7 protein-coding genes are annotated in these 15182 nt (G+C 35.7%); all 7 read right to left on the bottom strand.

Annotation, left to right across the window (positions count from 1 at the left end; translation table 11 throughout):
* Positions 1-8: 8 nt before the first annotated feature.
* The 7 genes from I5M32_RS11490 to I5M32_RS11460 all read right to left on the bottom strand — a co-directional run bounded on the left by I5M32_RS11490 (position 9) and on the right by I5M32_RS11460 (position 15174).
* Entirely contained in the window at positions 9-1553 is a 1545-nt protein-coding gene (locus tag I5M32_RS11490) for a RagB/SusD family nutrient uptake outer membrane protein (RefSeq protein WP_200586418.1), read from the bottom strand.
* 3 nt (positions 1554-1556) lie between these two features.
* Entirely contained in the window at positions 1557-4634 is a 3078-nt protein-coding gene (locus I5M32_RS11485) for a SusC/RagA family TonB-linked outer membrane protein (RefSeq protein ID WP_200586416.1), read from the bottom strand.
* 517 nt (positions 4635-5151) lie between these two features.
* Positions 5152-7494: a hypothetical protein gene (locus I5M32_RS11480; protein WP_200586415.1), complete on the bottom strand. Its 2343-nt coding sequence runs from the start codon at positions 7492-7494 to the stop codon at positions 5152-5154.
* A gap of 234 nt (positions 7495-7728) precedes the next feature.
* Positions 7729-8532, bottom strand: a complete 804-nt coding sequence (locus I5M32_RS11475; RefSeq protein WP_200586414.1) for a glycoside hydrolase family 16 protein — start codon at positions 8530-8532, stop codon at positions 7729-7731.
* Entirely contained in the window at positions 8532-9596 is a 1065-nt protein-coding gene (locus I5M32_RS11470) for a family 43 glycosylhydrolase (protein WP_200586413.1), read from the bottom strand. The genes I5M32_RS11475 and I5M32_RS11470 overlap by 1 nt, the downstream gene beginning before the upstream one ends.
* Entirely contained in the window at positions 9596-12208 is a 2613-nt protein-coding gene (locus I5M32_RS11465) for a glycosyl hydrolase (protein WP_200586412.1), read from the bottom strand. The genes I5M32_RS11470 and I5M32_RS11465 overlap by 1 nt, the downstream gene beginning before the upstream one ends.
* 2 nt (positions 12209-12210) lie before the next feature.
* Complete coding sequence (locus I5M32_RS11460; protein ID WP_200586410.1) at positions 12211-15174, bottom strand: glycosyl hydrolase; 2964 nt, start codon at positions 15172-15174, stop codon at positions 12211-12213.
* Positions 15175-15182 lie beyond the last annotated feature (8 nt).

Here is a 15182-nt window from a genome sequence, read left to right as displayed (position 1 = left end):
ATCATTAATTATTTATAGTAAGAATTCTGTTCTATTAAAGGATTTTGTTTGATAACGCTGATGGCGATTGGCCATAGAATATTTGCAGGGTCCGTAATTCCTTTGGCTACGAGAACGTTGTTTTTATAACGGTCTTTCATTACGCTATATACTCTGCCTGTACGTACCAGATCATACCACCTTTTCCCTTCAAAACACAATTCTCTAGCTCTTTCATCCAATAAAACATCCTCGGCTTCACTTGTTGATATTGCCATAAATTGGTCTTGTTCGTTAGTTCCAGTTGGTCCTAAAACCGGGTCATTACTTATATTGGTAATTATTGATGGGCCAAAAGTCCTTTCTCTTATTTTCTTTAATAAGGTCCAAGCTTCTGCTCTTCTCCCTTTTGCATTTAAAGCCTCAGCTCTCATCAAAATAATATCTGCCAAACGGTAAAGCATTACATTTTTATCATTTTCGGTGACCCTGTCATAAGTACCTTTTGGGAAATATTTATATACCTGTACAGATGATCTTAAACTTGCCAATACCCTACCATCCCTCTCGAACCTTCCGAATTTTACCAGCATCCTCGGGCTTGCTACGAACAGTGCGACACCAACACCACCACCATAGATTCCAGAAATGCCGGAACTGGTCCTTTCCAAATAGTTATAGTCAATTTCGAATATGCTCTCTGTCGAATATCCATTGATGAACATTCTGGCATAATCCGTATTATCTATTGCATTTGCCGGTGTGCCCGATGCAAATAAATCAACATCCGAACTATATAATCCTGCTAATTTATATTGAGTAGTATTAGAAATTACATTTTGAGAAAATACTAACGCACTATCAATATTATTTCTCCACATATAATAATCGGTTAGGATAGCATCAATACCACCCTTGGTAAGCGTGATCCTTGTTTTTGTGGCATCGCTATAAGAAGCCGGCAACAGCTGTCTTGCTGAATATAAATCGTTTGCAACTACTTTATAAACTTCCAGAGTATCTGTTCTTGGAGTTTTAAATGAGGTAATATCAGTAGTATTGGTAATCGGTTCCGTAATCAGAGGGACATCTCCCCAGATTCTGGTCATATAGAAGTAGCACATTCCCCTTAATCCGTATGCTTGGCCTAATACTCTGTTATATTCAGCTGTATTGGAACTGTTGTAATATCCCTTGTCCTTCATCAACTTGATGTTTGCGATAATCAGGTTTGCCTGTTTTATGACACTGTAAAAACCGCCCCAATCGGCAAAGTTTACATTAGGGCTTAGTGCATTTGTATTTACAGAAATGGCAGAGATGTCATTAGCTGTTAATAGAGAATCTATATCAGCCCGTCCTTCTCCATAGTACATAAATTCTGTATTCAGAGTAGTTTGCAACGATTTATAAGCTCCAGTTAATGCCGCTGAGGCTTGCGCTGGTTCTTGCCAAAAATTACTGCTGGCATATTCTGTTATTGGTGTTTTATCCAATAAAGAATTGCAGGAAACTACTAAAGTGCCCAGAAGTAGTAATAGGGTGAGTTTTGTTAAAATTAAACTATATTTCATGTCTTAAAATTTTAAGTTAAGCGTAGCGTTGTAGGATGTTGTTCTTGGGAAAGCGCCATTATCGACACCGAATGAAAGTGCGGTATTACCCGAGCTTACTTCTGGATCATATCCTTGATAAGTTCCAAAAGTTAGTAAATTCTGTACGCTCAGTCCTAAGTTTATTGCACTGAAGCCAAATTTCTTTATTGTTTTTGATGGCAGTTTATAACTTAAAGAGATGTTTTGAAGCCTGATGAACGAGCCGTCTTCGATAAAATGGGTTGAGATTGCATTGTTTTCCATAGGATCACCCTTAACTAATTTTGGAACATCTGTTACATCTCCTTGTTGCCTCCATCTTCTTAAAACGTCGGTAGTATAATTGGTATCATATATCCCACCATCCGTATCTTTTCTCAATTTGTTATAAATATCATTACCTACTACATAATTGATGAAAAAACTAAAATTGAAGTTTTTATAATTAAAAGTATTTTGAAAGCCACCAAAAAAATCAGGAGTCGGGTCTCCTATGATCTGCTGGTCTTCCAGACCGATAATTCCATCTCCGTTTACATCTTGGAAAATAGAATCTCCTCCTTTATAGATTGGACCGTTACTAGAACCTTTGCGATAAGGTATCACACTTCCATCAGGATTTGTTTTATAAACATTATCTGCATCTTTTGCATATACACCCAATGATCGGTATCCATAAAAAACGCCAACAGGTTGTCCTACTCTAGCCAAACTATATCCATTTGGGTTATAATCCTCATTATTAGGCAGCGAGGTGACTTTGTTCCTGTTTAAACCAAATGTGAAAGTGGATTTCCAGCTTAAAGCCTTATCTAAAATAATACCGGATAATTCTAGGTCAATCCCTTTATTTGTTAGGCTACCAAAATTATAGGGGATACTGCCATAGCCGGTTTGTGATGGTATTTGAACGTTGAACAACAAGTCATAAGAGTTTTTAATATAGAAATCAGCAGTAAGGTTAATCCTTGATTCCAGAAAACTCAAATCAACGCCAGTATCAAACTGCTTTGTCCTCTCCCATTTCAAATCCTTATTAGGTAAAGTGGTATTCGTTATACCGTAGTCAAGCCCATAAGTACCCGCCTTTGCATATATTCCCTGACTTGAATAATTTCCGATATTTTGGTTACCAGTTATTCCATAACCAACTCTCAATTTTCCATCAGATAGCCATTTTGATTTGTTCTTAAAATAATTTTCTTTAGTAAAACGCCAAGCACCCGATATAGATGGAAAATAAGCAGTTCTATTATTACTACCAAACCGAGAAGAAGCATCAGCCCTTAAAACACCTGAAAATATATATTTGTACTTATAGTTATAGTTTGCTCTTCCAAAAAGTGAAGCCAATGCATATTGAGATTCTGTTTGGCTAAAACTTGAAAGTGTAGTATAACCACCCACTGTTGTTATGGTGTTATCTATAGGATTTATACCATATAAATAAAGATATTTTGTATCGAATTCCTGATAGGATTCCCCCAAAAGCAAGTTGATGTTGTGATTTTTATTAATTGTTTTTGTATAATTTAACGTATTCTCATTAACAAATGAAGTGTTCTTGGAAGGACTATAACTTCCTCCCGGGGCAGAATTGCTCCCAACCAGCAGTTTTGGAGGAACATTATACTGTGACTCCGTAAAACTATAATCGTAAGACGCTTTGGTTTTAAACTCTAAGCCTTTTGTGATTTTAAAACTCAGGTTCTGCGTCAGCAGGTATCTTGTCCTGTCGATATCGTTTGTGGAATACTCTGCCACCGCTAGCGGGTTCAATCTTCCGCCAGGATAGGTAACCACCAGATCTCCAGTATATGGATCATAAGGATTATACACGGGAAACAGCCTAATATAAGTACCTATTATATTTGAGTTTTGCCTTGAATAATTATTGTTACTTACGTTTAGGTTGGATGATCCTGATATTGTTTTATTTAGTTTGTAGTTAACCTTTGCCGATCCACTGGCCTGCGTATAATTAGTTCCAACTACCACCGGGTTCAGATTTCTATAGCTTCCGCTGATATAATAATCCATACTCTTATCTACCGATGCACCGCTCACGCTCAGATCGGCCTTGTACTGTAAGGTGTTCTGGTAGGCGAGGTTCTGCCAGTCGATAGAATTACGGTAATAGGGATGTAAGGAATCGATCAACGGGATCTGGGTGGTATAGTTCCCCGTCGCGTTGACTATCGCGTCGGTATAGGCGGACCTGAACTCCGGTCCGTTGAGTACCCCGATCGTACGGGTGATATTCACCATGCTACTGTTCAACGAAACATTGAACTGCGCTTTAGTAGAAACACCTCTTTTAGTGGTTATCAATATCACCCCATTTGATGCTCTAGAACCATAAATTGAAGCAGATGCAGCATCCTTGAGCACCTCAATAGATTCTATATCCGAAGGATTTAAATCATTTAAAGGGCTAAAGCCCGCGTTATCAATCGGTGCTGTATAAGGATCGTTATTTACCGGGACGCCGTCAATGATAATTAAAGGCTCACTGGCGCCGTTAATAGAAGACAAACCCCTCAACGTGATACTTGCGCCCGCTCCTGGCTCCCCGGAAATAGTAGTTACCTGCAAACCAGCAATTTTACCTTGTAAACTTGTAATTACTGATCCCCCAGAAAATTTATCCATCTGATCTGCTCCTATTATCCCAATTGAACCAGTAAGCTCACTTTTTCTTTGCTGTCCATATCCTACATTAACAACTACTTCCTCTAATCGTGTTGAACTGATACTAAGTGAAATATTGAGAACCCCGTTTTTAGCTTGAGAGATGGGTACCGTCTTGTCAGAATATCCTATATAAGTAATAATCAAAGCGTCACTAGGTTTCAACCCATTTAAATTAAATTTACCATCAATATCTGAAATTGTTGTAATTTTCCCGTCTTTAACCCTAATTGAAGCCCCAGGAATAGTTTCGCCACTGGCTTCTTCTCTAATTACACCTCTTATACTAACAACTTGTGCATCACATGTTAAATGGCAGAATACCATACTAAATAAGATAAACAAACTTCTTTTATAAAATTGCTTCATATTTTTAATTATTGGTTTTGGTTTAACTTCAAATAATTACTGATTTTAAATGAAGTTTATATTAATTTTTATAACCGGTTATCCAAATGTAATATAGAGTGCCCAATAATTAGCCTATAAGAAAAAGTATATTAAATTGGGAGCATTCCCAAAATTGGGAATGCTCCCAAAAATCAATTCCATGATTTATTTTATTTCAATATCTATCATTTAAATAAAATATTTGAGATCAATAATTTCTATAAAATAGCATAAAAGAATTATTGCTGCTTTTTACAAATACACTACGGAAATGAATTAATCTGATATCTAGAAAAGTTTCAAGATTTATAAGTAAAATTGGTTATCCTAAATCTGTCATAAAAATAAAATATGAAGAAAATGGATGAATCCATGGCTAGTTTTAGAGTTAATATAGCCCAAGGATTAATCCTTGGGCTATATTAAATTTTTGCCAAGGAACCGTTTTAACGGTTTAAATTCATTTATGAATCTTTACTGATATTAGTAGTGAACATTATTCGTAATTAAGCCAAGCCGTTGCTTTACAATCATCACATGAAACAAATCTTATCCATCGAGCTTGAAAACCATCAGGGAATGTATAATTAAAAGTTTTACCTGGTTGAACTTCTACTTCTTTGTATAACATCCAAGGACCATGTCCAATTGGCTCCACTTCTATTTTAAATTTCACAACTTTATCTGAATGGTGTGAAATAGATACACTTCTCTTATCATAAAAACCTATCAAATAAGGATCAGAGGGAATATTTTTAGTTACTTGGCTATCTTTCCATGGACCACCATGACCCATAGGCTTACCCAACTGCCATAAATCATCTATTGCGCCTACCCAAACTTTGGCTTTTCCATCGTTTGAAGTAATGATATGCTCGGCATTTTTTGAAATGTTTTTAATACCTGTTAGTACCAGCATCCCTCTATAAGAAGCATAATCATATATTGCAAGATTGTGAGAAGTTATCGGTCTTATTTTAGCGAAACCATCTGCATTTTCCGCAGGTAGTTCATAAAATGTACCTTGCAAATTCATCAAATCTCTCTCAGTAGAAACTTCGCGGCAGACCCTGCTTAAGCCGTTTTTTGTTAAATCTGTAAAAGTACTTTCACCTAACGGTAATCTCCAGCGTCTATTTTTATCGTCAACTATTAAAATTGAAGATTCTTCGACAGAAAAATTATTTTTAGGAAAAGTAAATTTATCTCTGATGAAATCTGCTGTTTTAGTATCATCCTTTCTCACCAGTTGCATTTGCTCATTTAGCTCATAATAACCATTTTCTTTGAAAACATCTTTTGTAATCTCTCCTGATAGAACACCTAAAATTCTGCGATTATCACCTAAACTATATAACAGACCTGCCTTATAATTACTATTCGCTACAGTTTCAATTCCATTAAAAATGGATGATATTTTATTATTAAATCTACTCAAGTCTGTATAGGACAAATGGAATGTCAGTATAGATGCTTTATCTGAAATAGCCCTTATCCATTCTCCTTTTTGCTTAGCCTCAAAAAGTATATTTATCGCTTTCCCAGGCTCTGCTTTTAAAGTTTGTAAAAGCTCCCAGTTATTGTCTCCATTAATATCAACTTCAATTTTCAAAGTAACTGACTCATTTCCTTCATTTAAAACCCAAGTATTTCTGTTTTCCCAACCGGCAAACAAAAAAGGTTCTGAAGGTTTATTGGCTTCTACATTTTCTTTTAACCAAATTGCGCCTTCTGCTGTATTTGGTCCCAATTTTTGGGTTTGATCTAAAGAAGTAAACCAGAGATTAGAATTAGACTGGCCTGGACCGGTAGTAATTCCTTTAATTTTTCTTTTATTTAAGAATTCGTTTTTTGCGGCATCATCGCAACCGAAAACTAATTGATTCTGCCAGCGGGTAAAATCACCAATTACTTTTAAATAAGCAGATTGAGGCCTTATTCCAGCGCTTAAATTTGATGAAAAATTACCAGGAAAAGTCCAAAACATTCCATGCATAGTCATTAAATAATCAGGTTTTTTAGATGTACCAACATCTCGGATTCTTGGCCATTCTGTATTCCAGCCATGTGCGCCGTCATAACTATGGCTGGCTTTAGGTAATCGGAAAAAAGACCAGCCTTTTTTATAATCTCGTACACCCAGTAAAATAGACTTATTATCCCATCCTGTGGCCCAAATCGGATCGATTTCTGGATGCTTGTTTCCATAAATACCACCCGGACCAGTTACCTCAACAAACTGATTTCTTCTAATTACCTTCCAATCTTTACCGTTCCATTCTGCTAAAACCCCTGATGGTATGTCAAACTGGCTGTAAGCTTTTGCATCAGCATCTCCATTATTAGAGTAAACCATTACTCCCTGACCAGAATATAAACCTTTACCATGAGCTCCCGGTAACAATTCACTAAAGTCTTTAGTTTTGTTTCTTTCCTTAAGAATGTTCCCGTCTTCATATAAGGTGTTTGTTTTTAAAGAATTTACATCAACTTCATAAAAACCTTCTTCCATAGTGGCTATGTATAATTTTTCTGAAGGATTGGTTAAATGACGAGCCGTACCGGTAAATCTACCTGGCACTTCTTTTGGATTTAAAACACGAACGTTTCTATTTGTGTCTATAAAATATGGGCCAATGTTTAGTTGCATAGATTCTCTATGAATCATGCGATTTGCAGAGGTTCCTCCTACACTTTCTTCTCTTACAATTTGTTTTAAATCATTGGCTATCTCATAAAGCTTATCAGAAGAACCGAAGGGTTTGTGCGGACCATAACTTATAACCCATAACCTATTAGCCCAACGGCACAACAGCACCTGTGCCACATTCGCCTTCATTGTTATAATAAGCTAAATGGGAATAAATACCGCTAAAAGATGGTTTATTTGTTTTTATTACTGCCATCTTTGGAGTATTACAAGCAATAAGTAATGCTGCAATGTATATGAATCTTAAAGATTTTAAAAAAGGGATATTTCTAAATTTTCGAAAAAACACATACCTATTTTTAATGCTCGTTTTTATAAATGACATAACTATTTTAATAATAACCTAATTGTTTATAATAAATTTTAATTGCTTTTTGAATAAAATCTGACGTAATCAAAGTAGCATGCTGTATTTTCTGCTGCTGTATTTCTTGCAATCATAGATAGAAAAATAGCCGTTTCATCATGCAAATATTTATCTTCAGGATAAGAAATGGTATTGGTTAACACTCCATCTACATAAAACTTGACTGAGCTTTCTTCCCAAAGCATCCCGTATATATGGTAATCTTTTGATGGGTCAAACTCTAAAGGAAGTTTTATGCTTCCCTTTAAAGTAATTGGTTTGCCAGAGGAATGCTGAATTACGTTTTGGCGGATTTTAACAATTCCATCTGGAATGTCATACTGGGAATCACGTTCAAAAATATCTATTTCTGTTGCTTTTTTGGTGTCTTTTGTATTATAGGTCCAGAAGGATGAATGCCAAAAAGCACCACTTTGAGTTTTTACGCGAGCTTCATAATAACCATACTTGAAATGAGGTATAGAAATTACCCCTCCACCAGAATTAGAGCCTTCTGCTTTTGGATCTTTATATACACCTCTAACTATTAATTTCCCATCTGCCAAATACACATTTTCTTCTATTTCTTTAGAAGCATAACCACCACCGCTCTTCACACCAAGTCTATATTTCCATTTTTTTAAATCGAGAACAAGCTGATCAAATTCATCATTAAATTCTAATTGATATCCAACTGGTATATACTTAGAATGTACTATAGTATTAATTTTACTTTCCTTTTGCTTTAAAGTCCTCTTTGAACAACCCTGCAACATCATAAGGAAAAACAGACAGCTAATTATTGTTTTTATTTGCATCATTATTTAAAAAATGATAAATCCCATTTATCTTTCCAAACAATCTCTGGTTTACCATCTTTGAAAGTCAACGGCAACCAGATATATAGTCCATTAATGGGTTCATTAGGTTTCCAAACATCAAACATGGCTATATACGCATCTTTTTTTCCTTGAACTGGAATGATATATGATATCTGACCTCCAAAAGTTTTTTCTGCACCCAAATTATTATATGGGTTAATCCCCGAAGTAGGATTTCCTGTATCAGTATACAAACCATTAACAGAATCAGCCACAAAAGACCGGGCAGCGTTTGGGTCCCAACTGCTAGAACCAGAACCTATTAAATAATATTTTCCATTACGTGAAATTAGCGCTGGCGCTTCTGTATGTGGCTCTATCCCTTTAGCTAAGAAGTAACTTTTAGATCGGGCAAACAAATAATCGTCCTCGAGTTTGCCAATTACAAAAGTTTTATCTGGCTTTCTTACAGTAAAATGGTACACGGTATTATCTTGATCTTTAAACATGGCAAAATCCCCGGAACCAAAATCAGAATCGGCACCTAAAAATTTATGCTGATAGATAAAAGGTCCGTTTGGCTTATCAGCTGTAGCAACACCTATATAACCTTTCAAATAGCCTGTTCCTTTCGGATAAAGTTTAAAAAATGCATTGAACTTTTTTGTCTGACTATTATAAATAACTTTCGGACGTTCTAAAATACATCCATAAGCAATATCGCTTTTACTATCATCGTATTTTACAGATAAAACCAGGCCTTCATCTTTCCAATTCAATAAGTCTTTAGAGGAATAGCAATGTATACCACCATCTGCCATTTCTAATTCAGATTTGCCGGGCAATTTATGCTCCCCATACCAATAGTAAATTCCATTATAAAAAATAACGCCTCCTCCATGTGCATTAATAGGAATCCCATGGTTATCTAGCCATGGCAAACCAGGCTTGAATTGTTTACTTTTTACTTCAGCGTTTTTATTTGATTGTGCCAAAGTTTTACAGGCATTCGTGAATAATACTATTAAACCGATATAAAAGATATAACTGACTTTTTTTAACATTAGTTTTTTATAAATTTTAAGCTTTTTGATGTAGACGAATTATTATAAATAACTATATAGTAGCCACTTTTTAAGTTGGAAACATCAACTTTTTTAAAGATACTCTCTTTTAAAAGCGGATATTCAGCATATAGCTTCCCATCTGTCCCATATATTCTCAACAAACTATTAGCGGTTGCAGGCGGATAAGAAACGGTAACTTCTGAAATTGCAGGATTAGGATATAAACTTATGGATTGATCTTCAGCACCAACTATCGGTTGCTGAGCGATGATATAACTATAAACTATGGTTCCGTCATTATCCACCATTTTAAGACGGTAGTATTGTGTATCAAAAGATTTAAACTCATCTGTAAAGCTATATTTACCTCCCGTGGAGAATCCAGAAGAATTTGCCCGGTAAATTTCTTCAAAATCACCACTACCCTGTTTTCTTTCTAAAATAAAATGGTTAAAATTCATTTCTGAAGAAGTTGTCCATTGGATATCAACAAATTCATTTCTTCTTTTGGCAGAAAAAGAGGAAAGCTTAACAGGCAATAATGTGCTGACAAAGCCTTTAAAACCAAATGAAATTCCATTAGACAGGTTATCTCCTAAATAAAACTGTCCGTAACTAGCGTCTGTAGCACCATAAGGAACGATTCGGAAGTTTATACTTCTCCCAGGGGCTATATTTTGAAGTTCTGATATACCCGAAAGGTCTACATTAGGAAAGGTAAAAGCCTTTGTAGCTGTACCTGCTGTACGCACTAACGGAATTGTTAAAGTGGCAATGTCTTTATAATCGCTATTTAAAGCGTATTGAATGGTGTATTCATCAGGTCCAAGCCTAGAAATCATAGCAATAAAAGGGTTAATTTCTGTAAATGAAACCAATTTATCTGCCTGTGTTTGAAAACTAAAGGTTAAATATTTCCTATTTCTTACAGCAGAATCAATAATTGAAAAACCTGGTTTTGATGCAGAGGTATGCCAGGCTCTTCCGCCCCAAACTTTTGAATAGGTGATTTCATCAGTCTTAATGCCCGAACCTTTAGTTAAACCGGTTGCAACGAGTGCTGAATTTAACAAGGTAGGCAACATATTCTGACGGCCATTAAGTACCTCATCCTTAAAGTTCCACGAAGCTAAATCTACTGCTGTTGTTGTTCCAGAAGATTCAAAAGACTTAATATTTCCTTCAATAGCTAAACAGTTTTCGTCTAAACGATTTCCAAAATAAAACTGCCCGGCAGATGATGTTGCATTATAAGGAATTAGCCTAAATTTAATTGTTTTTCCGTAAGGAATATTCTGCAAATCTGGCAGAAAAGAAAGGTCGATATTCTCCAATTGAAAAACTGTAGTGGTTGACGGCCTATTAACAGACCAGGTAGTAATTCCTTTATACTCACCTTCATTAATAGCATATTGCAGTCTGTAGTAAATAGGGCCTGTGGAAGATATTATAATTTTAAAATCACCAATTTTGCTTAAAGAAAGTACTTTGCCCTGCTTAGGACTAATGCTGAATTCTACAAACTGACTATCTGCTATAGCAGTATTGATTTTAGTTTTATCAAGCGACCAACCTGTTGCGCCCCATAAATTATTATTTGCAGTGAGCATGGTGATGCCGTTGCCCTTAGTAAAACCAACACTTTCTAAAGATGAGTTTAATGTTTTGGGTGCTAACCCTTGTAAACCAGACTGACTTTGATTAAATACATTCCAAGCAACCAATGGGTTAACTGTAGGCGTTTTAGTATTTATTTCTTTAAAATTAGAATAGTATTGCCCAATAGGAGTTAATGCGCCGTCATAATCATATAAGGAGGAACGCCCTAAAGACCAATCATCAGGTGGTGAATTAGAAAACCAAAAATACCGCTGTACAAATGAATAATTAGGATTTTCAAGACTATCTAAAACCGCTTTCATGAAGCTGAATGATTGAGCTTCTGTGTACTTATTTACTATTCCTGCAGCTTTATCTGAATCACCATCTGCAGGTGAAAATTCAGTAATCCATACCGGTTTATGGTACTCATTATGAACAGCTTTTACATGATTTAAAAAAGTACTAACACTTGGAGGCCCATACCAATGTATGGGAACAAAATCGACCCTATAATTCTTCTGTTGTACCGAGGTCATAAACTGTTTCATCCAGCTACCCAGTGCATTTGTACCTGCAGGACTACCCAAAATCAGCCCATTTTCCATTAATTTTGGCCAGAACATCAAGGCACTATCCACACTCATGTGGCCTTGTTTTCCTGGAGGGGCATCTGGCTCATTATAACCCAATAGATGGGTAAAGCTGGATTTATTAGTGTTCAAATAATCAAAGTCTGCTTGAGTCGGAGCCGGTCTTCCCACAATCATTGGGACATAGGGAATGCCTTCAGGTTCGTTAGGATCTAGTTTAAGATCCCATCTGTAATGAGATTTAGCATTTAACTGTTGGATTTGATAAATCCATTTTCCATCTGTCCTTGTAGTTATCATGCACACCCCTTTTTTGCTAGATTGTGCATTTGACAAATTAAAACTAAGCATAAATAGGATACTTAAAACAAGTTTAAGTATCCTATTATACCACCTAAATTCAGTGATATTTTCCATTATTATTGTTTAATGAATTTAACCGACTGTTGACCCTTACTACCTTGATAAATTACAATATAAAAACCTGTCTGTAAATCACTTACATCTAAACGTGTTAATTGAGATCCAATTGGCGTTTTTTGTAACTTAATAAGTTGGCCGTTTAAATTAACAATTTTAATAGTCCCCTCACTTGTACTGGCTAAGTGTGATATATACAATACATCTTTTACTGGATTTGGATATACATAAATAGCAGAAGCGTTGGTGTTTAAATGCTGATAATCAAAATTTTGCATGTCTTTTGTAGCAGACATTTGGTTACCTAAAGGTCCCTCATCTACTATTCCCTTTACCACAAAATCATAACTACTTGTTAAATCTCCGATTAAGAATTTTTGATATTCTGGTGATTCATCTCTTACTTCGTAAGGAAGCAATTTAAAAGTAACCGATTTCTCCTGACTTAAATTTTGAAGCTTCGGGAACTTACTTAAGTCTATGGTATCAAGCGTGTCCTGCAAAAAGAAAGAACCCCCTGATCTGCTCAATGACATGCTATCTAAATCTTCAAAAGGTGCATTTCCAATAGCATATTGAATTAAAAGCTTTTTTGGAGCGTAATTATTTTGTCTGATTACGATAGGACTTATACTAGTAAATGAAACTGTTTTGTCTGCCTTTGGAGTAATGGTAAAGCTGATGTTTTTATTTTGCGATTTTACCGTAGCAGTATCTGTCGCAGTTGAAAATTGTCTCCCGCCCCAAACATTTGCATCAGTAGTATTTACAACATTTGCACTCCGTACCAAACCTGTGCTTATGACGTTTGCATTTACCAAGCTTGCCGCTAAAGTTGCATTGTTGCCATTGGCACCTTGAGTGTCCCATGCGGCTAAAATTACGTCTGTGGGTGGAATAATTGAATTCACCGTACCCACAAATGAAAGTGCATGGACGCCTGAAGTTGTACCATCTCCAAAATAAAAATGACCAGTACCATTAGCAGCATGATAAGGAATCATTCTGAAATTAATGATTCTTCCTGGAGCAATGTCTTGAAATTCTGAATTTCCTGTCAGATTAATACTATCAAGTAATAGAGCAACTCTGGTGCCTGATGTTGGTCTTGTATAGGATAAGGTATCCAGATTTTTAAAATTGTTTCCATCGAATGCATATTGAACTAGAATGGTATCTGGACTGGAATTATTTGCAAAAATAGTGATGGGCTTTATCTTTGCTATAGATACCATTTTATTATCCTGAACTTTAAAACTAAAAGTCAGATATCTTTTTGCTCTAATTGCGGAATCTATCAAAGAAGCATCATCCACCGCTTTTTGCATTACATGCCATTTGGTCCCGCCCCAAACGTTATTCTGTGGAACCACATCAGCAACTATTCCTGCTCCACGAACTAACCCCGCATCTGTAGCTAGTGCTGCATCAATATTTGTCGCCGCTAAGTTATTAGCCCCATTGTTAGTTTGTCCGCTTAGGTTCCAATAGGCCAATTCTACCGAAGAACTATTAGTTGTAAAAGATTTAATATTGCCTTCCAGACCGAAACAATTCTCATTAGCATCACTACCAAAATATACTGCGCCATCTGAAGTATTATCTAAATTAGCATTGTATGGTATCAATCTGAATTCAATTGTTTTACCATAGGCAATATTTTGAAGGTCAGGAATTTTGGATAGATCAAAATTCTCCAAGGTAAAAACTGTTGTTGCTGTAGGTCTATTTACAAACCATGTAGTTAGTCCTTTATAAGTTCCATTATTTATTCGGTATTGTAATCTGTAATAAATAGGTCCATTTTTTGCCAATTTAATTTTGAAATCCCCAATTTTTTTTAATGACAAGACTTTTCCTTCTTTTGGTGACACAGAAAATTTTATATATTTCCCACTATTGATAGCACTATCTATAACTTCTTTATCTTTTGACCAGCCGTAAGCTCCCCACAAATTATGATTAGTACCCATCATGGTCACATTTGCTAAGGTACCAATTTCAAAACCTGTACTGGAAATTGATGCATTTAATGTTTGAGCAGGCACACCTTGTTGTGTGGGGTCTGATTGTCCATAAACGTTCCATGCTATCAAAGGATTTACCAATGGTATTTTTGTATTCACTTCCTTAAAGTTTGCATAGAACTGACCTAATGGTGTTAATCCCCCGTCATAATCAAATAAAGAAGATTTCCCCAAAGCTTTATCATTAGGTGGTGAATTAGAAAACCATGCATAACGCTGAACAAAACTGTATTCAGGTGTTTCCATAGCTTCAAGAACTGTTTTCATGAAGCCTAAAACTTGAGCTTGTGTATAGATATTCTTTATCCCATTTTTAGCATTCCAGTCTGCTACTGCAAATTCAGTAATCCAAATAGGTTTATTGTACGCTGTGTGTACGTCCCTTAGCAACTTTAGAAATCCGGTGGCATCAGGACCAGGATAGGTATGTATTGTTACAAAATCTACCCGATAATTGAGCGAATCGGTTTTCCTCATAAAATCTTTCATGTATTTTGATAAAGGATTTATTGAAGCTGGACTGCCTAAAGTTAAACCCGAAGCCATTAACTGAGGCCAAAACATAAGAGCGCTATCCAAGCTCATATGGCCTTGTGTTCCAGGGAGGTTATCTGGCTCATTATAACCCAACAAATAATTAAATTGTTGTTTATTGTCATTTATATAGTCAAAATCAGCAGTAGTAGGAGCAGGTCTTCCATAAACCATAGGCACATAATCAATTCCAGAAGGCTCTCTAACGTCCTTTCTTAAATCCCACCTGTAATGCCAGTTTACATTTAGTTGTGGGAGCTGTTGAATCCACTTAGCATCGGTTTTGGTAGTAATCATACCTATTCCTTTCTTTAGAGATTGTGCCTGCGTTTCACTTAAAAGAAATAGCAAACATATAATTACCATCAAACGATAACTATAATTGTGTAGTAATCTTTTCATAACATTAA

The sequence above is a fragment of the Pedobacter segetis genome (genome assembly GCF_016623585.1).
In the GTDB taxonomy this organism is placed as follows: domain Bacteria; phylum Bacteroidota; class Bacteroidia; order Sphingobacteriales; family Sphingobacteriaceae; genus Pseudopedobacter; species Pseudopedobacter segetis.
This window is presented reverse-complemented; position numbering and strand designations above follow the sequence as displayed.